This window comes from Candidatus Falkowbacteria bacterium (assembly GCA_013336275.1).
Taxonomy (GTDB): Bacteria; Patescibacteriota; Patescibacteriia; order Patescibacteriales; family GWE2-39-37; genus JAAXUA01.
The window spans coordinates 1-26,537 of record JAAXUA010000003.1; the positions used below are offsets into that span (position 1 = coordinate 1).

Sequence of the window (26,537 nt, forward strand, 5' to 3'; positions counted from 1 at the left end):
GAGTCGGTAACACCCGAAGGCTCTATCTAATAGGGACTAAGGTGGGATCGATAACAGGGACGAAGTCGTAACAAGGCATCCGTAGCGGAAGCTGTGGATGGATCACCTCCTTTCTAGGGAGTTATTCTAGAACCACTTCGGTCGTTCTAGATAGGTCGTTTCATTTTACTGCCGTGAGGCTTTAAAGTGATTCGCTCTCTGCTATCTCTCGAGAGTAGCAGAGTTGCACTTGGATTGAATTGGCGCCTGTTGACCCCAAAATATAGCAATTAATTGATCGGCAAATAGTTTATGGGCCTATTTGTAGGGAAAGGATTGGCTTCAACTATTGTTAAGGACAGTCCTTTTTTGTTAGAATACCATAGTTAGGACGACTAGCTCAGTTGGTTAGAGCGCGACACTGATAATGTCGAGGTCGGAGGTTCGACTCCTCCGTCGTCCACCGTATGCGTTTCCCTTCCGAAGCGCCTATAGTCGCGGGGTAGAGCAGTTGGCAGCTCGTCGGGCCCATAACCCGAAGGTCGTCGGTTCAAATCCGACCCCCGCAACAAAAAACATCGCATCTTTGGTGCGATATGCCGAGGTAGCTCAGTGGTAGAGCAATAGACTGAAAATCTATGTGTCGGGAGTTCAATCCTCCCCCTCGGCACCAATCGATTTTCAATAATCAATGATCAATTTTCAAAAAAACTTTCTTCATTGGAAATTGGTCATCGGTGATTGAAAATTTTTTATTTCGGGGTGTAGTATATTGGTAGTACGCGTGGTTTGGGACCATGTAGGCTGGGTTCGATTCCCAGCACCCCGACATAACTTTTTGGCAAGGCCTCGTGCCTTGGCAAAAATTATCTCGCGGTGCTGAGCGGCAGAGAATTCGGTGTACGGTGTGGGGCTTCCGCCCCTTCGATTCCCAGCACCCCGACATAAGGTAGGCGGGTATCGTATAGTGGCTATTACCATAGCCTTCCAAGCTATTGATGGGGGTTCGAATCCCCCTACCCGCTCAGCAAACAAAAAACCAGGATTAATCCTGGTTTTTTGTTTGCTGTGGTATAATTTTAATTATTAAACTAAACCATATGCAAATCCCTATCGCCAGCACGATTACCCTGATCATGGAGCTAATCATCGGCTTCCTGATTTATTTTATTGTTTTTCAAGGTTACAAGAACAATAAATTCTCTTCGAAGCTGGCCTTTTTCGCTATCAGTTACGAGATAGTGTTCAATGTGGGTTACATGGTCTATCGGACTGTCGTAAAACCATCAACCGCACAGCTAGGCGGCGCCCTGAAAGGCGTTGCAGCCGCTCATGGCATACTCTCACTGATAATGCTGATCGCTGTCGTAGCGCTCTTCCTGAAGGCCTCAAAGGAATATGCGAAAAACACTAACTACTTCGCCGCCCACCGGATGCAAACCTGTCTCTTTGTTTTACTTTGGAGCATCTCCCTTCTTTCTGGTATCTTCCTCTACGCCAAGGTCTACTTGTTCTAGGTAATGATGCAGCCAACGGGTTGCGACGATTCAATTCGTACCCGAAATCTGCTAAACTATACCCATATGGTCATAATCGCCAAAAAATACTTTTTCCGATTGGTCATGCTAGCCCTGTCAATCTACATCGGCTACCATTGGTACGTTTCCTACCCTAAGGACCAGCCGAGAGAGGCTGGAAAAATTTTCAGCTTCGTTACCAGGGACGTCGGTTTTCATTGGGATGAATTCAAGCAGGCGGTGAGGGATTTCCAGCACATGCTAGTCAAGGACATCAATACGGAGGCCCGTGTCCGCCGTGGCGGCATGGATCGCCTAGCTCGCGCCTTGGACTATTATAAGGGAGAAAAAGAAAACTACCCGGAAAAAATTGACGATGTGGCCTCATGGTACAAAGACTATAACGAGATTACCAAGGACCCCTCCTTCAAATATGAACCTTCGGCCGACGGCAAGCATTTCAGGATATCGCTAACCCTGAATAACGGCGAAGTCTACTCGGTTGAAAGATAACAGGAATTATATACTCAAAAAGCTCCCCGCCAAGGGAGTTTTTTGATAAGGAAAGCAATAAAAATACCAATCTGTCAAATATTGCACCCCATGGGTCCTATCTTGACTAATTGCTAAAAATGGGCTAATATTTATGTATTAATTTTGAATTAAATAACTAAGCAAACTCCAGACTATGCTTACTATCAGACTATCCCGAGTTGGCACCAAGAACAAGCCGATGTACCGCCTGGTCATCTCTGAAAAGGGTCGTGATCCGTATGGCCGCGCTTTGGAAATCCTGGGTTCCTACAACCCTTACACCAAAGAATTGCAAGCCAAGGCTGACCGCATCAAGCACTGGTTGTCACAAGGAGCCGGCATGTCCGCAACCGTCAACAATCTTCTTTTGGACAAGAAGCTGATTGAAGGCGAGAAGGTCAAAGCCTCTATCGCTCGCAAGCCCAAGAAAGAATCCAAGGGCTAATTCGTTTCGTTGACAACTACTCGTTTTCTATCGTACTATAATTATCAAGCGGCTTCGAGTTTTCGAAGGTAGCATAATTAATTAAGAGCCCTTTCAATGCTGAAAAGATTTCAATCGATCAGTTTGGAAGAAGAAGAAACAATCCTATGGAAAGAGACAAAGAGTTCCTAGAATTCCTAGTTAAGTCGATCGTTGCACATCCTAACGATGTCATCGTTGACCGCACTATTGATGAAATGGGTGTCCTCCTGACCCTGAAGATCAACCCGGAAGACATGGGCTACATCATTGGCCGCCGCGGTCAGACCGCCCAGGCAATCCGCACCCTGTTGCGCATTGTCGGTGCCAAGAACAATGCACGCGTCAACCTGAAGATTTATGAACCGGAAGGATCTCGCAGACCGGCTCGCAGCCAAGAACCAGAAGAGCTGATCGATACATCAGCTATCGACGACCTCAAAATCTAAACGTACTCGTTTCGATATCAAAAAAACCGCATCAATACTGCGGTTTTTTTGTTTTCCAGAGCGTGCTATAATGGGCATAGGTTCTTTCCATCAACCCAAAGGAGGTGAACAGTATGCTGAATCACGAACAAGCGAAAGCAGTCCTGACACTGAAGCACCTCAAAGCCCACTCGCTTTCCGACCTCGGCCCGCTTCATCAGCAGACCTACCACAGCTTCATCAGCTACATACAGAATCGGCACTGCAACAACCCGCTCGCTCTTGTCAGCGTGCCTTTCAGGGATGACCTGGCAGCAAGGTTCGGTGTTGACGGCCTGGTGGTTTTGCTGACTGAGCGTTCCTGGAGCAATCTGCTCTACATGGACCGAGCCATCTTCAAAAGCAGCCCGGCGGTGCATGTCGTCAACTCAATGATTCGCGATTCCTTCAATATCAGCCAATGCAGCATTTCCTGCATCAAATTCTGTTAACCTCTACCTGCATGCGGCTGCTTTGGCGGCCGCATTTTTTTGGCCAAAGATTTCTGCTTCCCGATTATCCAAAAAGCCTTTAGCCAATTTGACTTGATTAAATCTGATTAATTGGTAAGATAAGACTCTTCAAACAAAAAACCATGAAATTCAAAATTATCACCATATTCCCGGAAATATTCAGCTCCTACATCAGCGAGAGCATCATTAAGCGCGCCCAAGAAAAAGGCATTGTCAGCATCAAACCCTACAATCTGCGTGACTGGACCGAGGACAACCACAAGACCGTCGATGACACCCCCTATGGCGGCGGCGCTGGCATGGTCATGAAAATAGAGCCGATTTACAAGGCCCTGCAGGCGATCGACCCTCAAGGCAAGGGGGTAAAGAATAAGAAAATAGTTCTTATGTCCGCCAAGGGAAAAACATGGGACCAGCAAATGGCAAAGAAATATGCCAAGCTCGATGAGGTCATCTTTATCTGCGGCCGCTACGAGGGTGTCGATGAACGCGTGGCCAAACTGATAGACGAGGAAGTGTCTATCGGCGATTACGTCATGACTGGTGGCGAACTGGGCGCTTTGGTCATGATCGATTCCATCACTCGTCTCCTGCCCGGAGCTCTCGGCAATGCTGAGAGCGCGGTACAGGAATCCCACACGACGCCCGGCATCTTGGAATACCCGCAATACACCCGCCCTGAAGAATTCGAAATTAACGGCAAAAAATACAAAGTACCGGACGTGCTCTTGTCTGGAAATCATGCTGAAATAGAAAAATGGCGCAAAGCCGAAAGCCGAAACAAGAAATAACTTGATCCTACTCATAAAAAATCATCCCTGAAATTCAGGGATGATTTTTTATTGAACGCCGACACTGCAAATGTGCTATAATTATATAATTCACATATTGCTATGAACTTCTTCGCGTTAACGGCCCTATGGAACTCGATCGCGCTTCTCGGCCTTGCGGCCTGGATTATCACCAAGGGCTTTTCCAAACCAGCATATCGTAACATCGCCTACACAGTGCTCTGTGTCGCCTTGTGGTCTTTTGGCTACTTCTTGTGGCAGACTGCTCCGAATATCTACATGGCCGAGGCCTACCTCAGGCTGATGATGTTCTGGGTGATGTTCATACCGCTTTTCTTCATCAGATACATCCTTTTCTTGGTCGGCCAAATGCATCAACGGCGGCTTGGCCTAGCTAGCACATACTTCTTTTCGGTGTTATTTTCCCTGGCTACGCTCGACGGACTTTTGAGCAACGGCGTGAACGCCGGCACGGGCTACTTGCGCTACTACCCGATTCCAGGCCCGCTATTCGTTCCTTTCATAATTTATTTCATGGCTTACCTGGTTTATGCGATCGCAATAATGATCAAGGCCTCCGAAAATGCCAGCCCAATCGACCGCCTAAAAAACAGGTACGTTCTTATCGGCGTAGCGGTGGCCTATACTTTCAATATCACCAACTACATCAGCTGGTATACCCACGACTTCCCGCCAATAGGCAACCTTTTCATGGCAGCCTCTTTTTTTGTGGTGGTCTACGGTATCATTGCCAGGCACATCTTCGATATCCGGCTAATCGCTCGCCGCTCGACCATCAGGATCGTCTGGTTCACTTGCGTTCTGGCCATAGCCCTTTACATAAAAATGGCCATCTCCGAACTCTTCGGGAATACGCCTTGGGCCGACATCATAATGCTGCTTTCAGCTTTCGCACTTTATTCGCCTTTCAAAAAATATGCCGAAAAGATTGCCAGCACTTACCTATTCACCTCACTCTACAACCGAAGCCAACTATTGTCAGCCTTAAGCGACCGGCTTGCCGCCAACCTTGACGCCAGAGCGATTTCTAAGGAAGTCGAAGAATTGCTCGCACCAGCTTTCTACCATGACGGCATGATCGTATTGGTCTTTGATTCCAACAGCAATCTATCAGTGGTCTACAACCGCCAACTCAACCCATCATCTGAAGCTCCGATCAGGCCGGACTCATCTCTTAACAAGATTTTGAAATCGAGCAAGCCGTTCCTGCTTGATGAGATGCTGTCTGACACCAGCAAAAAGCACCCTGCGCTACGGACGATAAAAAGCATGGGCGCAGAAATCATCATCCCCCTGAATTTGAAAAGCAAGCTGGTCGGCCTGATCGCCCTTGGACCCAAGAAAAGCCGCGAAGTTTATGACGACGACGATCTCTCCTTGCTGCGCACCGTCGGCGAACAAGTCGCTTTCGCCCTGGAAAACTCACGCCTTCACCAGGAAGTGGCCCAGTTCAACCAGACGCTGCAGCAACGGGTCAACGAGCAGACCAAAGACATAGTCGCCAAAGCCGAGCATCTCAAAAAATTGATGGAGATGCGAGGCGAATTTCTGGATATCGCCTCCCATCAGCTCCGCACCCCCGTTTCGGTAATGAAAGGTGTTTTGAGCATGCTTGAGGAAGGTTCGGTGCCGGCCGCGAAAAGAAAAAGTTTCATCAGCGGCGCCATGGAAAAGGCCGTCAAACTTGGTGATGTTATCAACGATATTCTCAGGGCCTCTGAAATCGATAGCGACCATTTCACTTTCGACTTGATGCCCGTCCAGCTGAACGCCATCATCAATAAGATAAGGCCGGACAAGGAGCGAGCGGCGGAGCTAAAAAAGATCAAACTCATATTCGACTTGCCGGCCAAACCTTTTCCTCCGGTCCTGGGAGACGAACGCTATCTTGAGCATGCCCTAGTCGATATGATAAACAACGGCATACAATACACGCAGCAAGGTCAGGTTACGGTGTCGGCCAGACAAGAGAACGGCTGCATTATCATCCGTGTAATCGATACCGGCATCGGCATACCGGCAGAAGACCTGCCCAAACTATTCAAGAAGTTCAGCCGGGCCAAAAATGCTGTCGAAGCCCACGCCGATGGTACCGGATTGGGCCTATTTATCATTAAGAAGGTAGTGGATTTCATACCCGGAGCCTCGATCCTAGTGGAAAAAACCGGAATTAACGAAGGCACTACCGTTGCCTTAAAACTGCCTTTGGCTAAAAAATAAGACCCTCCGGGGTAAGACGATTTTACACCCCTACCGAAAGCAAAAACAAGAAATCCGGCCCGCTTGACCGAAATATCATTTTTTTCATAAATAATGCCTAAATGGCATTATTTATTTTTTGCTAAATTTAAACAAAAAGAGCTAAAATATATTGACAATATCCTATTTTTATGCTATATTGATACATTAAATTGGCCGTGATGTGCCCACACCACCCTCCCTTGAGGGTTTTCTGAATATAGCCGTTTTCCAGATCACGGTCCGATTCGGACCTTAAAAATTTAACGAAACCAAAGAAACTACCAGACTCGTCCTAAGGAGGGACACACCATGGCCAAGATTATCGAATTTACCCAGATTGCAGCGACCAAACAGGGCCGCGAACACGAAGTTAAGGTGACCGTCAAGGTGACTGAAAACGGTAACCCGGTCGTAAACAAGCCGGTTACCAGATCAATCAACCAAGGGAGCCTCAGAAACCCGAAGATGACTAACGCGTCCGGCTTTCTTGAATTCGTTTTCAAGACAAGCGACCGCCAAGTCAAATTCACTGTTGAGTGCGAAGGCGAGCAGTACAGCCAAGACATCGTGGTCAAAAACCACATTGCCAACGCTCCTGCAACTGCCCCAGCCACCAACCCAGCCCCCGCAACTTCACCCGCTTCATCGGCTGCCCCGACGACAACTCCTGCCCAACCGCAGAACATTCTCGGCGCCAAAGAGCATATCGATGCCAAAGGCAACTGCAAAATCGTTGTCCGAGTCATCGATTCGACTGGCAAGGGCGTCAAGACCGACGCCACCATCGAAGCCGAAGGAACGCTTCACCAGATCAAGACCGACAAGCAGGGTAATGTCACTTTCGACTACCCGCGCGTCATCAAGATCGGCGAATCGATCAAGGTGAACGTCTACGCTCCCGGCATCGTAGCAGCGAAGGAGCTCACGCTCGCTCGCGCAGCTGCCGTGCCACAGGCAAAGGCAACTCTCGAGGCCGATGTGTTGAACAACGGCCGAGGCAGGTTCTCCGTCAAAATCCGCATCACCGATGCGGCTGGCAACGGAGTTCCGACGTCAGCTTGGCTCTCAGCTGAAAACCAGCGCCACGAGGTCAAGACTGACAAGCATGGGGAAGCGATATTCAACTACCCCAGGCCAATCGCCGCCAACGAAGTCGTCCGCGCCATCGTTTCGGTGTCGGGAATAACTGAGCAAAAGTCTTTGACTCTCTCACATGTTCCTCTGCCGAAAACCGATCCGGTAAACCTCGTCCTCCGCCAAAGCCATGACGGCAACGGCAACTTCACGGTCTTCGTCCGAGTTACCGACAGCACCGGCAACGGCCTGGCAGAAGTAGTGACTCTCAGTTACTTCGACCGCCTGATTCCGATCAGGACCGATTGCCATGGCCAGGCATCCTGGCAGTGCCCGGACAACATCCAGCCTGGCAATGAAGCCGTCGTAAACGCCGCGGTATCGGGAATCACCGACACTGCAACCATCAAGCTCTGCCGCCGCGATTCGCTGCCGCCGCTGCCTCCGAAATATCACTGGAGATGGTGGCTCTGCACCAACAACGGTCGCGCAGTCATCGGCCTGCTCGTCATGCTCATGCTCTGGGTCAAGTGCTTCTCAGCTATCTCCGAGGTGCCGATCATCCAAAAACCGACCCAAAAGACGGTAGCTGAACACAACTACGACGAAGTGACCAAGCTTGTCGAAGCTGCACGCAAGACCAAGCTGACTCCAGAACAAGCCGCGAAAATGGACATCAACCAGTTCGCGAAGGAACCGAACTTCATCAGCCAGCCGCTACCGCCGGACCCGAAGGTCAAAAAACCTGAAGGGCATGGTAAGCTTTATGTCTTCACTCTTCTCTGGACTTTGATCGCCCTAGCCTACGCCCCTCTTTCGATGAGGGAAGAATTCTGGGGTACGATCCAGGAAGTAAAAGACGAGCTCAGGCCCGATGAAACCAAGGCCGGAGATGGTCTAATGGACAAGGTGTCCAGCTGGCTCAACCCGCAACAACCCAGCCAGCCAGCGCAACCCCCTGCGCCTCCCGCTCCCGCAGCTACGCCTGTAGTCTCCACAGCGCCCGCCCAACCCGCCCAGACGCAATCAGGCAATCAAGCAGAAGCTGAGGAACGGAAGGACGTAAAGGACATCAAGAAGAAAGTAAGTTTCATGGAGCAATTCAAGGTTGAGATTCTCGCAGAAATCCTTATGGCAGCAGTCCCCAAAATACTCTCGCGTTGGTTCCGATAGGAGGAAACCATGAAGATGTTACCCGAACGCACCAAGCCCAGCGAAATCATCAAGCTTGCATTTCGCGCCACATTAGTCGGCATCCTGCTGGCAATAATCCTGCGCCTGACATTCGGCGTTCCGATGCTGATGGGCTTAACCGTCGTCATCACACTCGTCTTTCTCGACGGCTTCGTCGAAAGCTCGAAGTGGAAAGAGCGCCTCATCCGCGCCGGCATCGCGGTCTGTCTCATCGTAATAATGAACATTACAGTCTGGCCAATGGGAAAATCGCTTTTCGCTTCCTACTTCCCTATCGCCTCGGCAACGCTGGCAAGGGCCAAGATGGGCACCGAAATGTGGTTCGCCAAAAAGATCGACAGCCCCGCTGTCGAAGCCAAGAGCGAACTCTTCAGACACAACAAGGAATACGAGGAGAAAGATCTCACAAGAGAAGTTGGCATAAGACTCGCGGCCGGCGACACCGAAGGCGCTGCGGAACTGATCCGCGCTCATCAAGAAAAACGGGCCAAGATCGAAGCCTCACTCAACCCGCAATCGAGCAGCAGTGCCGGTTCAAGCTTTATGAACAAAACCAAAGGCTGGTTCGAAAGCAATAAACCAGCCAACATACCGCCGCTAAGAGGGCAAAATGTGCATCTGAGCCTAAAGGCCGGACAAGAAACGAATTCGGCCAGCATACCGCTGGGCATGTTCTATGATTTTTATGCCTGCCCCAACTCCAAATTCATGCTCGTTTTACCTAGCGGGCAAGAACTTCACATCGGACAGAAATGGCCCGAATTCCGTACATTCAAAATTATCGCATTGAGCGATGCCGAGATTGATCTCAAGCTTAAGGAAAGTTAAAACACTTGAGCCGAGGGCGACACCCAGTCGCCCTCTTTTTTTATATTTCTTCAAAAAGCAAAACAAAGATAAACATTGACTTTTTTATATAAATATGTTTTATTTAAGATAATTTGCTCTATCTAAACCTCATAAACGGTTCATTAATCCAAAAAAAATAAAAAAACGAGAGGGAGGGTCTAGTCATGAAAACGAGGTCGATTATCGTATCGGGAGTTTTCTTTTTTTTCGCCATTTTCTTTGGCACAACCGCTTCGGCAGCATCAATTAAGGATGCCGAGGGCTTCATGAAAGCCGGACAGTATCCCCAGGCCATCGCCGTACTTGAAGGCATCACCGAAAAGAGTCCCACCAATGCCCTGGCCCAATATGAGCTTGGCAACTGCTACGCCATGACGAGAGACCTGAGGCGGGCTGAGGAGCGCTACAAGGCGGCCATCAAGCTTGATGCCAAATACGGTCAAAAAATCGCCAGCGTTTTCAAGCTGGCTGGCCGCGAGGCCTTAAATAATAATCTTGCGCCAGAGGCCCAGGTTCTCTATTTTAAGGCAGTCGAATACCAGCCCTCTCTACGCCAGCCGCTGGCTGACGAACTTTACAAAGAAGGCGAGCGCCTAGTCATGAGTGGCCTGATCGGACTCGAAGACAGCAAATTTGCTGTTGCTGGATCACTCAGCCCCAAAACGGCAGACCAAATCTGCAAGCTTTATACGGGGATCGGGGACAAGGCTGACGATGACTCGTGTCCGCTCTTTTATCTTAAGGGGAGGAACTTCTGTCAGGGCTACAACGAAAAGACTGGTCAACGGTTAGTTGAAATCGCCAAAAGACTAGCCAAGCAGCCCGGACGAGAGGCGCAGACCAAGGTCTACAAGGATGTGGCCTCGATTTTTCTCGGCGACCGATATGTCGAAAAACAAGTGCCATCCATCTTAACGCTTGACCAAGACGGCTACCTCGGTTTTGAGCTAAAAGGAAATGAGCAATCTCCTTGGGTTAAGATCGGTTACGGTTCGTTCGAATTCAGCCATTCTCAGAACGCCGCTTACAAAATTGTTCTTGAAAATGGAAGTGAATATTCAATGAATGCTCCACTCCCCAAGATTGAGTGCAACCTTAAGATCATAGCCCTTAAGGAAAGTGAGATATTCATCTCCTTCAAAAAAAAATAGCCTCAACCTTTTTCAGAATGCATTTGCGCCCCGAGACATCGGGGCGCTTCTTTTTTTTAAAAAACTATGCTTTAATAATAAATAGGATACCTAAATTAAACGATAATCATTATGGCGGAAAAAAAGTTTCTAAAAACCGCATTCGTCTTTATATCTTTTTTCTTTTTCGCCTTGGTTAGTACTGCCTCTGCTGCTACTTGCGCACCAGGCGTTCCGGTCGGCACCGGTGGTTGTACAGCCGCAGTAGTCGGCACAGGCGGGCAAGGAACAGGAGGAGCGGTATCCCTTACTCCCGCCGTCAATGTCGGAACGCCCCAACAGTTTATCGGCAAAATTATCAACACTGCCTTGGGGGTTGTCGGCTCGCTGGCCTTGCTAATGTTCATCTATGGCGGCTTCACTTGGCTGACTAGCGCCGGCAGCGCTGACAAGGTCACTAAGGGCAAAAATATCCTAGTCTGGGCCGTTATCGGCTTAGTCGTCATCTTCATGTCCTACGGCGCAACCAAGTTCGTCTTGGACAAAATCACTGCAACCTAGTTTGCTTATATATATTCACTCTAGGCTTGGAATCCCGCAACAAACAAAACGACCCATCTTTAAGTGGGTCGTTTTGTTTGTATCGAGAATACTTATTCTATCAGCAAGGCCGCTCCGATGGCTCCTGCCAGCTTGCCTAATTTGCTTTTGACCAGCTTGGCCTCTTTGGCCTGGGGACTTAATACTAACTCCCTGTAAACCTTCTTGGCCTTGGGCAGGAAAAGGTCGGCTGATTGGACAGCGCCACCGCCCACTACGATTATCTCAGGCTCGATCAAGTTGATGATATTGGTCAGTGCCGTGCCAAGAATCAAGCCGAATTCGCCGAATACTTCTTCGGCCAAGCGGTCGCCGCGATAGGCCTCCTCGGCCAGAATCGCTGGGTTGTTCTGGGTCAGTTTGTGATAAGCCGCTTCGAGCCTAATCCCGGTACGATAGTCAATTATCATACTTCCTGGCTCATTGGCAGAACCGAAAGCGCCAGTATACACATCGCCATTCACCCACCAGCCGCCGCCGATACCCGTGCCGATAATCATGCCATAAATATTTTCATATTTTCTGCCAGCACCCAACTTCGCTTCAGCACGAACGAAACAGTTGGCATCATTGTCAATCTTAACGTTCAATTCGGAGTCAATTTTTTCCTTAATTAGCTCGACGATTTTCAAATTAACCAAAACAGGCGTGTTCGGTGCCGCCAGCACCTTCCCCTCCTTGAGATCAAGAGCGCCCGGCAAACCGATACCGATGCCCTTGATCCTGACCTTGTCTTTCTTTGCCCGATCGAACAACGGCTCCACCAAAGCTTTGAGCATAGCTGTGAATTTAGCCAGATCATCCTTGGGCGTGGCCAGGGTATAATCAGCAATCACCCTGGTCCCATTCAACAAAATGGCACTCATCTTGGTACCGCCGATGTCTATGCCGATGACATATTCGATTTTACTTTCCTTAAGCATAACCTTATCTTATTGTTTTGAAATCATATTGCGCCCATATAACGCCTTGGCCTCTTGCCAGAAGTCCGGACGATTATTAGTCGTCTTTTCCCAATACCACCACTCAACTCCCCAGAGATAGAATTCCCTGAACCCAGCCTGCTGGGCGAAATCAAGAATTTCCGTGAATTTCTGGGGACTCATCGTTTTGTCACGCTCCGCTTGGCTGACGTTCTGATATGGCACTGGTGCCCAAGGCTCGGCCTGAAGTTCAATCACGATCCAATTCTTGGGTTTGGCAAACAGGCTAGCTAGATTGCGCTTGGCACGGAAGAAGCCCGGGGTGATGGGGTAATGCACGTAGCTATTTAAAAAGCTGGAATAGGTATCGCGATACATCGTGGTCCCGAAGATATCAGCCCGTCTAGCAGCCGGAATCCAGAACGACAACTCCCCCGAATCAGTCACCACAATAGGCTTGCCTGGCACCATGTGACGCACCAAGGCGATTTCTTGGTCCAGAAAATCAGGATCCAATTCGGGGCACTCGCCGAAGTGGGACAAGAATGGTTCGTTCTCCACCTGCCAGGCCACGATCGACGGGTTGTCCTTATAGCGATTGACCACCTGAGCGATATAATTCAATATCTTCTCCTCCCGTTCGCTTTTTGTCAAACCCTTAGTCCAATCCGGGAGATGGCATTCCGGCCAACGAGGCAGCCTCGCCCCAACTGCCAATATTACATTATTGCTGCGCGACCCGCTTTGATCCAAAAGCCAATCCAGCTCTTCCCATGAAGACTGCCCGTTGGCCGGCTCGACTTCATCCCAATAAGCCGAAAGCCGCCAATTCTTGATTTTAAGATCGTCATTGGCGGCTAAAAATGTCTTTTGCCAGTCGAGTCCTAGCGCCCTAGCGTGTTTCGGCGAAAAGGTGGCGCCATAAGACAATTCATCGTGTCGATAGATCTTTCCGAAACTAAAAATCAACAAAACGACCAAGACTCCAAAAACTACTAGTCCGATATTCTTAAAAACCAAAAATCTATGCCACCATTTCAACATTTTAATGTCCAGGGCAGATCCAATTACCGGTATCTGACGTCACTTGCCAGACACAGCCAGTAACATAGGTGGACACGCCCCATGAGGCTAATATTATTATCAAACCTATTACTCCGGCCGTAACTCGCTTCTTGGCTTCGCCGATTTTCGACGAATCTCCGCCCGAGGTCATCCATTGATAACCGGCATAAACCACTAAGACCGTAAAGATAATTCCCAGGAATCCGAGCAAGATATTGATCATCCTAGCTACGATTACCCTGATGTCCGTGGGGTCACCGCTTTGATTGTAAGCATCATCACCGATCGTATCCAAACCGCCCTCCTTGACCGTATCAAGCAGGCCTCCGGCCTGGACTTGGTAGGCCAAAGAAAAACATAGCAAGATTAATAAAAAACTGAGGGCGAATTTAGTTTTCCTCATATCAGGAAGGTTATTAATAAGTATATTAATTATACCATAATCACCTTATTAAAAAAATGCTACAATAACCTCAGGTGGGTTGACCGCTAGCCCATAAATGCCTAAACTTAACATACTAATTCCACAGCCAATACATGAATTTAGCCTCTAAAGTTGCACTAAATACCATAATCCAGCTAATCAGCAAGATTATCTCGATCGCCCTCGGTTTGGCCACTATTGCCATTATGACCCGCTACCTGGGGCAAGAAGGCTTCGGACAGTACACCACAATCATCACATTCCTCTCATTTTTCGCCGTGGCGGCAGACTTGGGCTTAACCTTGGTTACCGTCCAGATGATTAGCCAGCCAGATGCCGACCAAAACACGATCCTGAGCAATCTTTTTAGTCTCCGGCTCTTTTCCGCCCTGGCCCTCCTGATTATCGCCCCACTTAGCATCTGGTTCCTGCCTTATGCTGATACCGTTAAAATAGGCGTCGCTATTGCCACTGCGTCATTTCTTTTTCCAGCGCTCAACCAGATCCTAGTTGGACTGTTCCAAAAATCCTTGAGGCTCGACAAGGTCTCCTTGGCCGAAATCCTGAGCCGAGTCGTGCTGTTTGGCGGCACGATCATGTCGGCCCGGCTCGATTGGGGATTATACGGCATACTGTGGGCGAGCGTCGCCTCGGCTGCGGTCAGTTTCTTGCTTCACTACATCTTCTCCTTGAAGCTAGCCAAAATTACTATCAATTTCAATTGGGAAATCTGGCGAGACATTATCCGCCACTCCTGGCCGATCGGCTTGACCATTGTCTTCAACCTTGTCTATCTGCGAGCCGACACTCTGATCCTATCGCTCTTCCGCAGCTCGAACGAAGTCGGCATCTATGGCGCGACTTATAAAGTGATCGATGTCCTTATTACAATTCCCTTCATCTTTGCCGGGATAGTCTTGCCGATCATGACTTCCGGCTGGCGCAACGACAAACGCCAATTTGAGCGGGTGCTGCAAAAATCATTCGACCTGATGGTTATCTTGGCTATACCGCTCTTCTTCGGCGCCCAATTCCTAGCCGATCGACTAATGACCTTGGTGGCCGGCAATGATTTCTCGGCCTCCGGACCGGTTTTGCGCATCCTGATCCTGGCAGCCAGCATCATCTTCGTTGGAACCATGTTTTCACATGCCGTCATTGCCGTGGACAAACAGCGCAAAATCATCGGCGCCTACTTCTTCGTTGCCGTTACTGCCCTCATCGGCTACCTGATTCTGATCCCGAAGTATTCCTACTTCGGCGCTGCCTGGATGACGATTTACAGTGAGCTAAGCATCGCCTTGGCTTCAGGCTGGCTGGTCTGGAAGACAAGCTCTTTCCTGCCCGATCTGAAAATCGCCGGAAAAGTTTTTCTGGCCTGCCTGCCGATGAGCGCCTGGCTCTTTTACTCGACCGGGCTGAATCTATGGCTGACTATCCTTGTCGCCTGCGTAGTTTATACGATTTCGCTTTACCTTATAAAAGGCATCACCCGCCAAGACCTAATGACATTATTGGCCAGAGAATAACCCTATGTTCAAAAAAATAACCCTATATTCTTCCGTTAACAGCTCGTTGCAGCCCTTCAGCTATCTCTTGGAGGAGCTTAGCCAGCGCGACTTCGCTTTTGAGCTGCGCACCAATCAACCGGCTTGCGATCTTCTGAATACTTTCAATGAAAAGCACTGGCAAAGAAAGATCTCCTGGCTCGGTCCGAGGCCGGGCAGCAAGATTAGCGACCGCCTTTTCCGATATCTGCTGCCCTTTGTGCGCCTGGGCGTCTACGCCAACTGGCAATGGAACAAAAGCAATCTGCCAGCAACGATTATCTGCTTCGGCTGGCCGGAGAAGCTATTGTTTACGGGCGTAGCGAAACGCTTCGGAGTCAAGACCATCTGGCTGGAGCTGCCCGACAATCAGATTCCGCGCGCCGGTTGGAAAAGCTATAAGAAACTAAGCCGCCTTGCCACCATACTCACCCTGAACCACCACACCAAAGCCAAACTGGAAAAATCCGGCATCGACCCCGAAATCATCAAAGTCATGCAGCCTGGCATCAAACTTCAGCAATACACTCATCAGGATGACCTCTACCATAACTTGGCCGACCGCACGCGACCGGGCAAAAAATACTTTACCATCGGCACCGTGACCGATCTCGACGAGCAGCAGAAGATCGAATCGCTCTTCCAGGCAGTTAAGAAATGTTTGACCATCATTCCCAATCTTCAGTTAATCGTCGTCGGCGAGGGCAAAGAGAAGAAGAATCTCCTCTGGCTGGCCAAAAAGATGGAAATCGATAACCTGGTCTGGCTAGTCGGCGGGCAGGCACATCTGCGGAAATGGATCGAAAGCTTCGATCTTTACATTGCGACTAATGAAAAGCTGGACCTGCAGGAACTGATAACCACGCTTTGCGTGATGTCCGCCGAGAGACCGGTCATCGGCCAGGCTGATTCCGGCCTCGAAGACCTGATTTTCGATGCCAAGACCGGTTATTTGATGAATCTGAGCGATAGCGAGTCGCTGGCAGAGAAAATAATGGTCCTGCACCAGGACAAGGAAATCCGACGCCAGCTAGGCAAGCAAGCATTGGAAAGGGTTGAAAAATATTTCACTTCCGCTAAGATGCTTGAGCAGTTCGAAAAACTATTATAAAAACAATGGAATACACAATCAGCCAAAACCAAGCCGGCAACCGCCTCGACAAATTCCTGACCGAAGCCGTCGGCGGAACCACGCGCAGCCAGCTGCAGAAATCGATCAAAGACGGCAGCGTCTTGGTCAATGGACAGCCCACCACTCCGCATCAGTTCTTGAAGACAGGTGATGTCGTGACGTTCGGCCGCACCAAAGAGAAAAAAACCAAAGAAAAACCAGCCGCTACAAAGACAAAGATGCCAGAAGTCGAAATAATCGGAGAAAGCGATGATTATATCGTTGTCAACAAACCGAGCGGACTTCTGGTCCATGGTGATGAACACACGACCGAACCGACCTTGGCCACCTGGCTCTTGTCCAAATATCCGGATGTCGCCTCGGTCGGAGATGATCCGTTCCGTCCAGGCATCGTTCACCGCCTGGACAAGGACGTCAGCGGCTTGATGGTGATCGCCAAGAACCAGAAATTCTTCAACAAGATCAAGAAGCAATTCCAGAACCGTACCATCTTCAAACGCTACACCGCCCTGGCCTATGGCAAGGTCGCCCGAGACGAATTCACCATCAATTTCAACATCGAACGCGCTACCAGCGGTCACAAGATGGCCGCCAAACCGACCAACCAAGAAGGCAAAGAGGCCGAAAGCGAAGTGGCCGTAATCAAGCGCTATATCAATTACACCCTAGCCAAGGTCCGCATCAAGACTGGACGGACCCATCAGATTCGCGCCCATCTGGCGGCCTACGGCAACCCGATCGTCGGCGACCAGGTCTACGGCACCAGCACGGCCAAAAAAATGAATGCCAAGCTGAAAACCGACAGGATTTACCTAGTCTCCGACGAACTGACTTTCAAAGACGCCGCAAACAAGAAACAAAGCTTTACGATCGAGCTGCCCGAGGCTTTCGCCAAAATGCTTACAATCATCAAATAAACACACCCATCGAATATGATCATCTCTTTCGGCGGCAACGCCGGCTCCGGAAAATCCACCATCGCCCAGATGCTTGCCGACAAATTAGGTTGGCCTCGCTATTATATCGGCGGCCTGCGCCGGGAAAAGGCGCGAGAACGCGGCCTGACCTTGGCTGAGTACAACAAGCTGGGTGAGACTGACCCGGCGACCGATTTCGAGGTTGATGAATACCAGAAGGAGCTGGCCGGCAAAGAAGACAACTTCGTCATCGAGGGCCGGACTTCTTGGTATTTTATCCCCCAGTCGCTCAAGATTTTCCTGACCGTCGATGAAAAGGTGGGGGCTGAGCGCATCCTGGCTGAGCTCAAACAGGCCAATAGCCGCAACGAAGCCGTAGTTGAGACCGTTGAGGAGATGATTGCCATCAACCGCGACCGCAAGGAGAGCGATGAGCGGCGCTACCGCAAATTCTACCAAGATATTGAAGTTTATAATCCCAAAAACTTCAATTTCGTGGTTGATACGACAGATTTGACACCAGAGCAAGTTTTCAGCATAGTATATAACCATGTACAGGACCAGCTATCCCAGGTTGACAAAACCCAGAGAATGTTATAATATCTGGTAAGTAATATCCAAGCTAAAAATAGCCAACAAATAGAACCTCGGTTCTATTTTTATAATCTTAAGAATCCATATGGCCGAAAAGAAAAAGGTCCAAAAGAAGCCACGCGTTGAGAAGGTAATCACCACCGACCTTGAAGCGTTGAACGAGGCCCGAGCACAGTTGAAGCCGGGAATGACCGTCCGCATCCACCAAAAAATCAAAGAATTGAACATGAAGAACGAGGAAAAGGAACGTGTTCAATATTTTGAGGGCATCATCATCGCCAAGAAGAACAACAAGCTGACTGGCGGCACGATCACTGTCCGCAAGGTGACCGATGGCGTCGGCGTAGAGAAGATCTTCCCGATCAACTTGCCAACCATCACCAAGATCGAGCTCAAAAAGCAGGCTGAAGTCCGCCGCGCCAAGCTCTATTTCTTGAAGCGCGACTACAAGAAGAAGCTCAAAGAGAAGAAGATTGCGTAATAATATACGCGGCTCTGCCCTTTAGGGCAAGTGGTGAAACTGGTAGACACGCAAGCTTGAGGGGCTTGTGGCAGCAATGCCGTGGAGGTTCAAGTCCTCTCTTGCCCACCAGACGTTTGACGCAGGCAGAGTCCTTGGGCGCATAGCTCAGCTGGTTAGAGCACTTCGTTTACACCGAAGGGGTCCAGGGTTCGAATCCTTGTGCGCCCACATAAAAATAACGCCTAAATGGCGTTATTTTTTTATTTCTACGGCCATCTCGCTCGATTGACGGCTAGCCAGATAAATGATAATTTAAGCCTAGTTTGCACATTTCTTAAACCAGGAGGACACCATGACCGAACTTTTCAGTTGTGACACTACCAGACAGCTTGTCCCTTTCCCAGACCAGGTCGGCAGTCTCGGAGTCGCCTTCGCGCTCTACGACCGGGCTCCTTCGATCTGGCAGGACACCAAGCTCCAGATGCCTTTCGCCACCAACGCCGTTCACCAGCTGCTGGGCGGCACGCAGGTGCTGATCCAGGTCGGGCCGATCTACCCCGGAAGAGCTCCACACTTCGATAACACCGGGCCGGAACGTTATTACTTGGCTGGCATCGATGACGGACCCTTCGTCACTCCAATAAGCAGCAAGAAGTTTGTTGCATTCCAAAAAGATGGGGAAGCCGCTTTCTACGACTCGCTCAAACCAGCGGAAATCAAACTGATAGAATCCGCCACTGCCAATCCTGCGCGGCGCCAAGGCGACATCTGGGCTATCAAGATCGGGGAAAGCTGGGACAATCCTGGCAGTGAAATCCCCTACGCGATCCAAGCGGTGAAGAGCGCCAAGATGTTCGAATCTACCGGCCAATGGCTGTTCGAGTCGCGCCACTCGCTGCACGGCAATCTGAACCGTCGGGTAATAATCGTCTACTCCTCGGAACCCAAAAAATCAAAAACCTCCCGTCCGAAGTTCAAGGTCAAAAGCATGGCCGCGACGCTCGGCAGCGGTCTCATCAAAGCGCCTGATCACCCGCCGCTCGACATCTCCGATGGCGTTTACGTGCTAGCACGCACTAGCCGCCCGCGCAACTTCAGCCCCGGGATGGACTGAATCTGATCGAACCGATTAATCGCACAAAAACGGCAGCCGACTCCAGGCTGCCTATTTTTATTCCTAACTCACCGGATATTTTATTATGTTATTTTTCTCTGTGGTATAATAGGTACGCTAACCCTGAATCAAACCTATGTGGCATGTATATATAATCCGTTGCGCCGATGGCACCCTGTACACCGGCATCACCAACGATCTTGAACGCCGAATTAAGGAGCACAACACCTCCGTTGTCGGCTCTAAGTACGTTAAGGCGCGGCGTCCGGTCAGCTTGGTTTACAGCCGGGAAGCGGCTGACCGGTCGGAAGCCTCCAAAGAAGAAAGCCGCATCAAGAAACTTTCCCGCCAAGAAAAACTATCACTCATCCAAAATGGCTAATCAGATAATCGACCCAATCTATTCGTCTTTTCTCAATCAAGTCGTGACCGTAACCATAGATCGGCCGCTCGGTTCGAAGCACCCCAAGCACGACTTAGTTTATGGCCTCAATTACGGCTTCGTTCCCAATACTCTGGCTCCGGACGGAGAAGAAATCGACGCCTACGTCCTGGGCGTCGATCAGCCAGTCGAAAATTTTACCGGCAGGTGCATCGCCATCATCCACCGCTTGGACGATAACGATGACAAGCTGGTACTCGCATCCGATGGCGCGACCTTCACCGACGAGGAAATCCTCGCGTCGGCAAGCTTCCAGGAACGATTTTTCAACTCCATTGTCCTCAGAAAATAAAAAAAACAGCCAGGCGTTACCTGGCTGGCTGGATCAGTGTGCGCTGATCAATTTGAAATAAACCGATTCGATGGCGAAGAGCTGGCGATCCATCTGGTCGTCGCCGCGATCGATCGTTTCGAGATAATTGCTCAGAAGCGCTTCGACCATCGGCTGATAGCCGAAAGGTACGTATTGGATCAGTTTGTACCTCGCGACGTTGATAGCTCCGGTAACCAGCTGGAACGCTTCGGCTTCGAATTCCAGGACTCCGTTCACCGCTTCTAGAGCGGCGGTAAAAAGGCAGTGGACCGATTCGTGGGGCGAAACCGCATTGTTGCTCATCATGATCATGATGTAGGCCAAGGCAAGGTTGCGCTCCGACGATGACAGGCAGCATTCATACCAGAAGCCGAAAGGATAGGAAAGATCGCTCTTCTCTCGCAGGAAGTCATAGATGGCTGCCAACGTATCCTCAGGACTTCCGACCCCTCCGACCATCTCCTGATACTGTGCCAAGGCCTCCAAGTGCTCTTGCTCCAAAGGTTCGGTAAAATCGAAGCTCTCCTCTTCTTCTGCTTCGCCCTCTGATGGCGCCGGCACATCCTCAGTGAAGTAACGTTTAATCTCCTGTTCGGCGGGCAATAAATGACTGATGTAGCTGATAGCTTCGCTTGCAAAATTGGCCATGGCTCGCCTCCTCAAATAAGATAAAGACCATTTTTCATATCTTAGCAGACGCCGGCTAAAATGCAAACCAAGAAAAAAAGGCATCTTTCGATGCCTTTTAGCTTGCTTTCAGAAGAACAAGCACATAAATATCCAGAGCAAGAGGAGGTGGAGCGTGTTATCTACAACCGTATAGACCACGCAGCCGAAGCTCAGACCGATGATCGTCGACGGCTCCACTTCGGCATACTTTTCGCCTGAGTAATAGATGGCGTACAGGTCGCGCCCGCCGATCATCCGCAGCCACTTGTCCCCGAGGCAGAAACGATCGATCGGCCAGTGGCTCAAGAATACCAGCAAGGCTACCGAAGGCCGGAAGTCCCACATCATCAGACAGACGCTGCCGGTGTAAAGCAGGCAGTGCCACAGCGACCAGGCCAATCCGATCAATCCGGGCTCGGTCTTGTTGATCGCCTGCTTTTTGCTCTGCAAAAGATAATCGCCGATCAGATGCCCTAGTATGATCCTGATGAATAAGTCTGCCATGACAATTCTCCTTTCATTATCGAATAGTTTAACTGCTCAGCGACCGCCGGCAGTTCCGGCAACCCGCAATCGGTCGAGATACGCGTCAGCTGCAGCCTGTTGGCAGCGGCGATCCGGATCGTTTCCCTCAAGTCGGGTATCCTCTCGATGAAGGCCGCCAACTCCGGCGTACCTCGTTTAAGGACTCGCTCGTGGTTGGTCTCGGCTCGCCCGCAACCGATATGAATGACTTTGCCGCCAACCAGACGGAACAAGGATTTATCCGGCTGCAGTCCGTAGGGGATTTCCAGAAAAAGATTAGCGCCTTGGGGGGCGCGCTTGAGCGAATCCTTCAGAAGCTCGGTCCAGGGGCGACCGACGGCTTCACGCAGCTCGTCCGGCTTTTCCAAGGCGACTCCGACCAAGTCTTCGGTTCCGAAATGCTCCCGTAGAAACGGTTTCAGCTCCTGGTTGAAATCATCCGTATTGACGTGGACATTTCTTGCATCGACTGCCGACAACGACTTAAGGAAAGTCGACTTGCCGGAACCCGGACGCCCCACCACCATGAAGACGTTTTTGAGCCCGAGCGCTTTTTCCAGCAAAGCCGATATGACCAGAGGCGAAACGTGCTTCGCCAGCTCATGAAGCTCCAGAGCTGCGGCTGATCGGCGCACCAGGCTGGAAGAAGTCCCGGCCAAGCCGTCGTCGCTAAACAGATAGAAATACTTGTCGATCCCGAATTTGTCACGGTTCAGGCAAGCAACCTCCTGTTCGTGCGCCAAGTCGCTCTGGCCGCGAATGCCGCGTATCATCACGATCCGGGAAGTATCCGTGCGCAGATTCCTAAACTCCTCGATCGTCATCACGGTTACGTTTTTCGGCAGGGCGTAGGCGCTCCACAACTTTTTGGATTCTTCGGTGGTGAACCACGGATCTTTAGCGGCGTTGACCGAGCAGATTACCGTAACCTGCGGAAAGAGAGCGGCCGCCTTTCTGACGACGCCCAAGTGCCCATAGGTCGGTGGCGAAAAGGTACCGGGGTAACAATATGTCGTTTTCATATCCATTTCCTCCCTCTTGATTGTAATGAGCTTTTCTTCATTATTATCCGAAACCGCAACACCCGCTTTGATTTGATGGATAAAATAATTATACCCTTGTTTTTTGACTAATTTTTGATAAAATAAACCTATAATCTGTCGAAATTTTTCGACAACAATAATCATATGCTATCAGAAATCAAAAAAAGCCTGGCCGAGCTAGGCTTCAATCACAATGAAATCAAAGTCTACGTAGCGCTTACCCAGTTGGGCGAAGCACCGGCAGCACAGATCGCCAAAAAGGCCGGTCTGCCACGAACGACCGCCATCAGCATCCTTGCGAAGCTAGCCGAAGAAAATTATCTGACCCAGCATCGCTACCGCGGCGTCACCTACTACTGGGTCGAGTCGCCCCAGGCCATTGCCAGCGCCTTCGAGACGAAAATAAAAGTCGCCAATGACCTGAACTCTCTTTTGACCGACCTTTACCGCAGCGAGACGCATTTCCCCTACGCCCAGGTCTACGACACCAAAAACTCCATCCGCAACTTTATCGAGAAATTCATCGCCGCCCAGCCCAAGAAATCAACGATATATACTATCGATACGCCCAGTGCCGGCAACTACAGCAAGATCTATTCGGAGCAGATCGGCTCCTCGATGCTTAGCAAAAAACAGGTGCGCGGCATATCGACCCGCACCCTGGTGCCGCACGGCAGCATAGGCACGATTAACCCGGCCAAACTGGCGGCTCAAAAAATAGAATTGCGCGAATTGCCCAAAGAAATCGATTTCAAGGCTTCATTCTGGCTAGCGCAAAACCAGTTGGTCCACTTTTCAGGCAACCCGCCTTTTGCTGTGGTCATCAAACACCCCCTGATTGTTAAAAGCTTCGAGTCTATTTATGACTTTTTGTGGAAAACCTCTCGCCAGTCAACCCAGTGATTTGGAGTTGACAAAAATCGTATTTTATGGAAGAATAAACTGATTTGCTCATTAAAAATCGCTATTCATAGCGAATTATTCGCATAAAGCACTATACCATTTGAGTCAACTACCCCAAGGAGGTGGCAAAATGCCCAAAAAGAAGAAAAACAGAGGCAAAAAGCAGAAAAAACAGGTCTCGCACGGCCAATCCATGGCCCAGGCACTGGAGGAATTCCAACGCAAGCTGACGATTCCTGAGCTCTGGGAGGAGAGAAAGGAAAATTACAGGGAATCAGTCGAAGACAAGCTTTCCTTTAACTACAGGACCAAGGAACAGCTCATCATCAAAGAGGCGATGCTGCCGGCACTGACATTCTGGAAATTCATCAAGTCCCACGTCAGTGAGTACGAACATTTCTGCTACGCTGACAACATCAACGAACGCCGAAGCTTCCTGCAGTCCTTTTTGTCCTCGGAAAACCGCTATGTCAGGCTCGTCGCCATGATCGAGCTGATGCCGATCGCCATCTGGCGCCGCATCCTGTGGCGCTCCAACATCGACTTCGTTTCCTACGAAAGCTTCTTGCGTCGCCTGCAGCCGGAACACTGGCTGGCAATCGAGTCTAACTTCGTCGATCTGTATAACGGACAGACACCCCGGATCCTCACCTCCAAGGAGGCGAGACTCCCGGAGTTCCAAGCCGAAAGCCTGTCCTCGGGCGAAGAGCGCGAACGCTGGCAGCGCCACATTTCCAAACCGGCCTGGACCAAGAACATGTTCAGCTTCGACTTCGGTTTCAACCGGTACCCCGGAGGAGTCGACAACGACTCACCCGTCTTAAGCACGGTCGATCGACGCCGCCTGCACTCCAGCGACAACACCAAAGACTTCGTCGTCGACACCGAATTCGGACGCTACATGAGGCTTTACCGCTCGGCACGATCGAACTACGTCGTCTTCCCGAACAAGACTGTCGAACTCAAGACGCACATCTGCCCCGGCTACTGGGCCACCATCCTGATCCATCTTATGTTCTGGATCGTCTCCCCGGCCATGACCGCCGGCCTGCTCGCCACCGCCTCGTCCAACCGTCTGCCGTGGTGGGCCAATGTCTTGCTGGCGATTCCTGCCGTCATCACGCCGCTGTGGCTATTCTGCGCTGGAGTCAAGTTTTCCTGGATCCGGTTCAATCGCTGGATCGACAACCGCGCCATCAAGTGGATCAAGTCGACAAGCATCAGCATCGAAACCTTCTGTAAGAAACACCCTCGCGGAACCGAATTGGCGGCGGGCACATTTTTCTCGCTCGCAATCGGCATTGCCGTCTTCGCCCTCTCCCAGCTTTGTCTGGGCGTCTACAATGGCGTCCTAGCAGGCGCAGCCGCCTCGGCCTACGTCGGCTACAAGATCAGCCGTATCGGCGAAGAAAAAACGCCGATGCCGATGCACCTATTCATCCCGCTCTACACAGCTTGCCTCTACTTGGGCGGCTTGCTGGCGATCAAGTGGTCACCGTATCTGGTCAAAGGCTTGGCTTGGGTCGCAAAATACGCGGTCAAACTGTTCACCGAATGGATACCGTACGCCTGCGTCCAGATTTATGAATTCCTCTCCTGGTTGTGCATGCTAGCTGCCGGCGCCTTCATGAACTATGTCGTTCCGGCGCTCAAGTATCTCCTGATCGGCATGCTTTCCGTCGGTCTCTTCTGGCTCGTAGCACTGGTCCCGCTGGCGCTCATGGGCATACTTTATTTCGCCTATTGCCGGCTGCCGAAAGAAACGCAGACCAACCTCGACTATCTGATCGAAAAAGTCTGCTTCTACAGCATCTTCGTAATTTTCGGAGCAATGGCCCTGGGCTGTATCGTAATCTCTTTCCTGGAGGGCGGGTCGTTCTTGTCTGGCCAGACGCTGGCCGGCATCATGGTCATCGGCATCATTTCAGCTACCGCAGCTTTCTGGACCCGGATGATGGCCCAGGAAATGAATCCCGAAATCAAGCAGCTCAAAGAAGAGACCTACGCCATCCGCGGCAACATGCGGCTGAGCGGCCTCTTCAACTACCGCTACCTGGTCGAGAACCGCTGGTTCAGCCCGTTGACGCTTGAGCAGAAAACCGAGCTGGCCACCAAGATCGACCGCTTCGTCGTCAATGTCGTCCCGTCGCACCAAGAAGCTGCAGCCATCGCTTTGATCATGAGGAGTATCAATAGCTTCGAGGCTCTGGACAAACTTGTCGCCGCCGAAGATTCCTTCCACAACCTCTACGAAGAGCACCGGTTACCGATCATCGAGATTATGCTCAAGAAATCGGTCGGCGTAAGAGAGGCTCAGGTCCTTTACCATAAGCAGCGGGAAAAATCGAAGAAGAATGCGGAACTTGGCATCATCATCGCCAAAACAGTATTCTCTCCCATCTACTTCCCCTGCATGTTCCTGTGGTGGCTCGGCAGCAAGATCTGCACCGGCTTGCAGCACCTGCTCGACTTCCGTCGCATGGCCAAAGCTATCAGGGATTTCTGTCCCTACATCATCAAACCGGAGTATCTCGAATAACTGCTTTATGCGGACACCCTTAAAGCCCGCCGATCCTAATCGGCGGGCTTTTTTCATGGTCAAGGAATTTGATTTCCCAACCATACAAAAGACTTTTTCTTTTTTATATTGCCATAACATATTTTCCTGTTAAAATGAATTCATGAAATATATTACTAACGACAACGAGGAGACCTTTGCTTTGGCAAAAAAAATGTCAGCTGAATTGAAGGGCGGAGACATAATCGGGCTAGTCGGAGATCTTGGCGCCGGTAAAACGGTATTCAGCCAAGGCGTGGCTGCCGGCCTCGGAGTCGAAGCACAGGTAACCAGCCCGACATTCGTAATTATGAAGATCTACGACTGTCATAACCACCCCACTATCCGGCAGCTTTGCCATGTCGACGCCTACCGCCTTAAGGGAGCCGCCGACTTGTCCGCCCTGGGAATCGAAGATTACCTGGGGGAGAAGGCTACCCTGACGATAATCGAGTGGTCTGACCGGATTTCCGATATTTTACCCGAAGAAAGCCAGATTGTCAGGATTGAGATATTAGATGGACAAAGAAGCATTGAAATTGGCTAGATATTGACAAATTATACAAAATATGC

At 50.3% G+C, this 26,537-nt stretch carries 28 protein-coding genes, 7 tRNA genes and 1 rRNA gene; 30 read left to right on the forward strand and 6 right to left on the reverse strand.

What is annotated here, in order from left to right; genetic code table 11:
• The 17 genes from HGA34_02765 to HGA34_02845 all read left to right on the forward strand — a co-directional run.
• A 16S ribosomal RNA gene (locus tag HGA34_02765) occupies positions 1-122 on the forward strand; the annotation flags it as partial.
• Positions 123-368: 246 nt separating this feature from the next.
• Positions 369-442 (forward strand) — tRNA-Ile (locus HGA34_02770).
• Between the two features lie 33 nt (positions 443-475).
• Positions 476-548 (forward strand) — tRNA-Met (locus HGA34_02775).
• Between the two features lie 29 nt (positions 549-577).
• A tRNA-Phe gene (locus HGA34_02780) sits at positions 578-652 on the forward strand.
• An 85-nt stretch (positions 653-737) separates the two neighbouring features.
• Positions 738-808: transfer RNA gene (locus tag HGA34_02785), tRNA-Pro, on the forward strand.
• Positions 809-932: 124 nt separating this feature from the next.
• Positions 933-1,004: transfer RNA gene (locus HGA34_02790), tRNA-Gly, on the forward strand.
• Between the two features lie 75 nt (positions 1,005-1,079).
• The gene (locus HGA34_02795) at positions 1,080-1,496 is read left to right on the forward strand and encodes a hypothetical protein (GenBank protein ID NTW22449.1); all 417 of its coding nucleotides are present in this window, start codon (positions 1,080-1,082) and stop codon (positions 1,494-1,496) included.
• 66 nt (positions 1,497-1,562) lie between these two features.
• Complete coding sequence (locus tag HGA34_02800) at positions 1,563-2,009, forward strand: hypothetical protein (GenBank protein ID NTW22450.1); 447 nt, start codon at positions 1,563-1,565, stop codon at positions 2,007-2,009.
• Between the two features lie 175 nt (positions 2,010-2,184).
• A complete protein-coding gene (gene rpsP / locus HGA34_02805; protein NTW22451.1) occupies positions 2,185-2,475 on the forward strand; it encodes a 30S ribosomal protein S16 in 291 nt (96 codons plus the stop codon).
• A gap of 146 nt (positions 2,476-2,621) precedes the next feature.
• Positions 2,622-2,942 carry a KH domain-containing protein gene (locus tag HGA34_02810; protein NTW22452.1) on the forward strand — a complete coding sequence of 107 codons (321 nt, stop codon included), beginning with the start codon at positions 2,622-2,624 and terminating at the stop codon, positions 2,940-2,942.
• Between the two features lie 113 nt (positions 2,943-3,055).
• Positions 3,056-3,412 carry a hypothetical protein gene (locus HGA34_02815; GenBank protein NTW22453.1) on the forward strand — a complete coding sequence of 119 codons (357 nt, stop codon included), beginning with the start codon at positions 3,056-3,058 and terminating at the stop codon, positions 3,410-3,412.
• Positions 3,413-3,555: 143 nt separating this feature from the next.
• Positions 3,556-4,224 carry a tRNA (guanosine(37)-N1)-methyltransferase TrmD gene (gene trmD, locus HGA34_02820; protein ID NTW22454.1) on the forward strand — a complete coding sequence of 223 codons (669 nt, stop codon included), beginning with the start codon at positions 3,556-3,558 and terminating at the stop codon, positions 4,222-4,224.
• 102 nt (positions 4,225-4,326) lie between these two features.
• Positions 4,327-6,465, forward strand: a complete 2,139-nt coding sequence (locus tag HGA34_02825; GenBank protein NTW22455.1) for a GAF domain-containing protein — start codon at positions 4,327-4,329, stop codon at positions 6,463-6,465.
• A 330-nt stretch (positions 6,466-6,795) separates the two neighbouring features.
• Complete coding sequence (locus tag HGA34_02830; GenBank protein NTW22456.1) at positions 6,796-8,733, forward strand: hypothetical protein; 1,938 nt, start codon at positions 6,796-6,798, stop codon at positions 8,731-8,733.
• 9 nt (positions 8,734-8,742) lie between these two features.
• Positions 8,743-9,582 carry a hypothetical protein gene (locus tag HGA34_02835; protein ID NTW22457.1) on the forward strand — a complete coding sequence of 280 codons (840 nt, stop codon included), beginning with the start codon at positions 8,743-8,745 and terminating at the stop codon, positions 9,580-9,582.
• Positions 9,583-9,767: 185 nt separating this feature from the next.
• Complete coding sequence (locus tag HGA34_02840) at positions 9,768-10,754, forward strand: tetratricopeptide repeat protein (protein NTW22458.1); 987 nt, start codon at positions 9,768-9,770, stop codon at positions 10,752-10,754.
• A 111-nt stretch (positions 10,755-10,865) separates the two neighbouring features.
• Complete coding sequence (locus tag HGA34_02845) at positions 10,866-11,294, forward strand: hypothetical protein (GenBank protein ID NTW22459.1); 429 nt, start codon at positions 10,866-10,868, stop codon at positions 11,292-11,294.
• Positions 11,295-11,386: 92 nt separating this feature from the next.
• Here HGA34_02845 and HGA34_02850 read toward each other — a convergent pair whose 3' ends face one another.
• Genes HGA34_02850 through HGA34_02860 form a run of 3 tightly spaced genes read right to left on the reverse strand, consistent with a single transcriptional unit; the run spans position 11,387 to position 13,724 of the window.
• Complete coding sequence (locus HGA34_02850; protein NTW22460.1) at positions 11,387-12,256, reverse strand: ROK family protein; 870 nt, start codon at positions 12,254-12,256, stop codon at positions 11,387-11,389.
• Between the two features lie 9 nt (positions 12,257-12,265).
• A complete protein-coding gene (locus tag HGA34_02855) occupies positions 12,266-13,300 on the reverse strand; it encodes a hypothetical protein (protein ID NTW22461.1) in 1,035 nt (344 codons plus the stop codon).
• A 1-nt stretch (position 13,301) separates the two neighbouring features.
• Positions 13,302-13,724: a hypothetical protein gene (locus HGA34_02860; GenBank protein NTW22462.1), complete on the reverse strand. Its 423-nt coding sequence runs from the start codon at positions 13,722-13,724 to the stop codon at positions 13,302-13,304.
• A gap of 134 nt (positions 13,725-13,858) precedes the next feature.
• Between HGA34_02860 and HGA34_02865 the strand changes: the two genes are divergently transcribed.
• The 10 genes from HGA34_02865 to HGA34_02910 all read left to right on the forward strand — a co-directional run bounded on the left by HGA34_02865 (position 13,859) and on the right by HGA34_02910 (position 20,246).
• Positions 13,859-15,274, forward strand: a complete 1,416-nt coding sequence (locus HGA34_02865; GenBank protein NTW22463.1) for a flippase — start codon at positions 13,859-13,861, stop codon at positions 15,272-15,274.
• A 4-nt stretch (positions 15,275-15,278) separates the two neighbouring features.
• A complete protein-coding gene (locus tag HGA34_02870; protein ID NTW22464.1) occupies positions 15,279-16,403 on the forward strand; it encodes a glycosyltransferase in 1,125 nt (374 codons plus the stop codon).
• Between the two features lie 5 nt (positions 16,404-16,408).
• Positions 16,409-17,341, forward strand: a complete 933-nt coding sequence (locus HGA34_02875; GenBank protein ID NTW22465.1) for an RluA family pseudouridine synthase — start codon at positions 16,409-16,411, stop codon at positions 17,339-17,341.
• 15 nt (positions 17,342-17,356) lie between these two features.
• Positions 17,357-17,941, forward strand: a complete 585-nt coding sequence (locus tag HGA34_02880; GenBank protein NTW22466.1) for an AAA family ATPase — start codon at positions 17,357-17,359, stop codon at positions 17,939-17,941.
• A 79-nt stretch (positions 17,942-18,020) separates the two neighbouring features.
• Positions 18,021-18,416 (forward strand): 50S ribosomal protein L19, encoded by a 396-nt coding sequence (rplS, locus tag HGA34_02885; GenBank protein ID NTW22467.1) that lies wholly within the window; start codon positions 18,021-18,023, stop codon positions 18,414-18,416.
• 24 nt (positions 18,417-18,440) lie between these two features.
• Positions 18,441-18,527: transfer RNA gene (locus HGA34_02890), tRNA-Leu, on the forward strand.
• A 25-nt stretch (positions 18,528-18,552) separates the two neighbouring features.
• Positions 18,553-18,626: transfer RNA gene (locus tag HGA34_02895), tRNA-Val, on the forward strand.
• A gap of 124 nt (positions 18,627-18,750) precedes the next feature.
• Positions 18,751-19,512, forward strand: a complete 762-nt coding sequence (locus HGA34_02900; protein NTW22468.1) for a hypothetical protein — start codon at positions 18,751-18,753, stop codon at positions 19,510-19,512.
• Positions 19,513-19,648: 136 nt separating this feature from the next.
• Complete coding sequence (locus tag HGA34_02905) at positions 19,649-19,894, forward strand: GIY-YIG nuclease family protein (protein NTW22469.1); 246 nt, start codon at positions 19,649-19,651, stop codon at positions 19,892-19,894.
• A complete protein-coding gene (locus tag HGA34_02910) occupies positions 19,887-20,246 on the forward strand; it encodes an inorganic pyrophosphatase (protein NTW22470.1) in 360 nt (119 codons plus the stop codon). Before HGA34_02905 ends, HGA34_02910 begins: the two co-directional genes overlap by 8 nt.
• Positions 20,247-20,279: 33 nt before the next feature.
• Here HGA34_02910 and HGA34_02915 read toward each other — a convergent pair whose 3' ends face one another.
• The 3 genes from HGA34_02915 to HGA34_02925 all read right to left on the reverse strand — a co-directional run bounded on the left by HGA34_02915 (position 20,280) and on the right by HGA34_02925 (position 22,483).
• Positions 20,280-20,915, reverse strand: coding sequence for a hypothetical protein (locus HGA34_02915; GenBank protein NTW22471.1), 636 nt, complete (start codon positions 20,913-20,915; stop codon positions 20,280-20,282).
• Positions 20,916-21,023: 108 nt separating this feature from the next.
• Positions 21,024-21,440: a DUF3307 domain-containing protein gene (locus HGA34_02920; protein ID NTW22472.1), complete on the reverse strand. Its 417-nt coding sequence runs from the start codon at positions 21,438-21,440 to the stop codon at positions 21,024-21,026.
• Positions 21,410-22,483, reverse strand: coding sequence for an adenylyltransferase/cytidyltransferase family protein (locus HGA34_02925; GenBank protein ID NTW22473.1), 1,074 nt, complete (start codon positions 22,481-22,483; stop codon positions 21,410-21,412). The genes HGA34_02920 and HGA34_02925 overlap by 31 nt, the downstream gene beginning before the upstream one ends.
• A 165-nt stretch (positions 22,484-22,648) precedes the next feature.
• Here HGA34_02925 and HGA34_02930 point away from each other — a divergent pair, with 165 nt between their 5' ends.
• The 3 genes from HGA34_02930 (at position 22,649) to tsaE (ending at position 26,511) form a co-directional block, all read left to right on the forward strand.
• On the forward strand, positions 22,649-23,407 hold the full coding sequence (locus tag HGA34_02930) for a helix-turn-helix domain-containing protein (protein NTW22474.1): 759 nt from the start codon (positions 22,649-22,651) through the stop codon (positions 23,405-23,407).
• A 130-nt stretch (positions 23,408-23,537) separates the two neighbouring features.
• Positions 23,538-25,946 (forward strand): hypothetical protein, encoded by a 2,409-nt coding sequence (locus HGA34_02935; protein ID NTW22475.1) that lies wholly within the window; start codon positions 23,538-23,540, stop codon positions 25,944-25,946.
• A 142-nt stretch (positions 25,947-26,088) separates the two neighbouring features.
• Positions 26,089-26,511 carry a tRNA (adenosine(37)-N6)-threonylcarbamoyltransferase complex ATPase subunit type 1 TsaE gene (gene tsaE, locus HGA34_02940; protein ID NTW22476.1) on the forward strand — a complete coding sequence of 141 codons (423 nt, stop codon included), beginning with the start codon at positions 26,089-26,091 and terminating at the stop codon, positions 26,509-26,511.
• The last annotated feature ends 26 nt before the right edge of the window (positions 26,512-26,537 follow it).

Excerpts from the sequence above, each read along its gene's own strand:
- HGA34_02910 (NTW22470.1), top strand. The coding sequence starts at position 19,887 with ATGGCTAATCAGATAATCGACCCAATCTATTCGTCTTTTCTCAATCAA.
- HGA34_02935 (NTW22475.1), top strand. The coding sequence starts at position 23,538 with ATGCCCAAAAAGAAGAAAAACAGAGGCAAAAAGCAGAAAAAACAGGTC.
- HGA34_02930 (NTW22474.1), top strand. The coding sequence starts at position 22,649 with ATGCTATCAGAAATCAAAAAAAGCCTGGCCGAGCTAGGCTTCAATCAC.
- HGA34_02845 (NTW22459.1), top strand. The coding sequence starts at position 10,866 with ATGGCGGAAAAAAAGTTTCTAAAAACCGCATTCGTCTTTATATCTTTT.
- HGA34_02800 (NTW22450.1), top strand. The coding sequence starts at position 1,563 with ATGGTCATAATCGCCAAAAAATACTTTTTCCGATTGGTCATGCTAGCC.
- HGA34_02865 (NTW22463.1), top strand. The coding sequence starts at position 13,859 with ATGAATTTAGCCTCTAAAGTTGCACTAAATACCATAATCCAGCTAATC.
- HGA34_02870 (NTW22464.1), top strand. The coding sequence starts at position 15,279 with ATGTTCAAAAAAATAACCCTATATTCTTCCGTTAACAGCTCGTTGCAG.
- HGA34_02905 (NTW22469.1), top strand. The coding sequence starts at position 19,649 with ATGTGGCATGTATATATAATCCGTTGCGCCGATGGCACCCTGTACACC.
- HGA34_02915 (NTW22471.1), bottom strand. The coding sequence starts at position 20,915 with ATGGCCAATTTTGCAAGCGAAGCTATCAGCTACATCAGTCATTTATTG.
- HGA34_02855 (NTW22461.1), bottom strand. The coding sequence starts at position 13,300 with ATGTTGAAATGGTGGCATAGATTTTTGGTTTTTAAGAATATCGGACTA.
- HGA34_02830 (NTW22456.1), top strand. The coding sequence starts at position 6,796 with ATGGCCAAGATTATCGAATTTACCCAGATTGCAGCGACCAAACAGGGC.
- HGA34_02925 (NTW22473.1), bottom strand. The coding sequence starts at position 22,483 with ATGAAAACGACATATTGTTACCCCGGTACCTTTTCGCCACCGACCTAT.
- HGA34_02810 (NTW22452.1), top strand. The coding sequence starts at position 2,622 with ATGGAAAGAGACAAAGAGTTCCTAGAATTCCTAGTTAAGTCGATCGTT.
- HGA34_02920 (NTW22472.1), bottom strand. The coding sequence starts at position 21,440 with ATGGCAGACTTATTCATCAGGATCATACTAGGGCATCTGATCGGCGAT.
- HGA34_02825 (NTW22455.1), top strand. The coding sequence starts at position 4,327 with ATGAACTTCTTCGCGTTAACGGCCCTATGGAACTCGATCGCGCTTCTC.
- rplS (NTW22467.1), top strand. The coding sequence starts at position 18,021 with ATGGCCGAAAAGAAAAAGGTCCAAAAGAAGCCACGCGTTGAGAAGGTA.
- HGA34_02840 (NTW22458.1), top strand. The coding sequence starts at position 9,768 with ATGAAAACGAGGTCGATTATCGTATCGGGAGTTTTCTTTTTTTTCGCC.
- trmD (NTW22454.1), top strand. The coding sequence starts at position 3,556 with ATGAAATTCAAAATTATCACCATATTCCCGGAAATATTCAGCTCCTAC.
- HGA34_02900 (NTW22468.1), top strand. The coding sequence starts at position 18,751 with ATGACCGAACTTTTCAGTTGTGACACTACCAGACAGCTTGTCCCTTTC.
- HGA34_02860 (NTW22462.1), bottom strand. The coding sequence starts at position 13,724 with ATGAGGAAAACTAAATTCGCCCTCAGTTTTTTATTAATCTTGCTATGT.
- tsaE (NTW22476.1), top strand. The coding sequence starts at position 26,089 with ATGAAATATATTACTAACGACAACGAGGAGACCTTTGCTTTGGCAAAA.
- HGA34_02880 (NTW22466.1), top strand. The coding sequence starts at position 17,357 with ATGATCATCTCTTTCGGCGGCAACGCCGGCTCCGGAAAATCCACCATC.
- HGA34_02815 (NTW22453.1), top strand. The coding sequence starts at position 3,056 with ATGCTGAATCACGAACAAGCGAAAGCAGTCCTGACACTGAAGCACCTC.
- rpsP (NTW22451.1), top strand. The coding sequence starts at position 2,185 with ATGCTTACTATCAGACTATCCCGAGTTGGCACCAAGAACAAGCCGATG.
- HGA34_02850 (NTW22460.1), bottom strand. The coding sequence starts at position 12,256 with ATGCTTAAGGAAAGTAAAATCGAATATGTCATCGGCATAGACATCGGC.
- HGA34_02835 (NTW22457.1), top strand. The coding sequence starts at position 8,743 with ATGAAGATGTTACCCGAACGCACCAAGCCCAGCGAAATCATCAAGCTT.
- HGA34_02875 (NTW22465.1), top strand. The coding sequence starts at position 16,409 with ATGGAATACACAATCAGCCAAAACCAAGCCGGCAACCGCCTCGACAAA.
- HGA34_02795 (NTW22449.1), top strand. The coding sequence starts at position 1,080 with ATGCAAATCCCTATCGCCAGCACGATTACCCTGATCATGGAGCTAATC.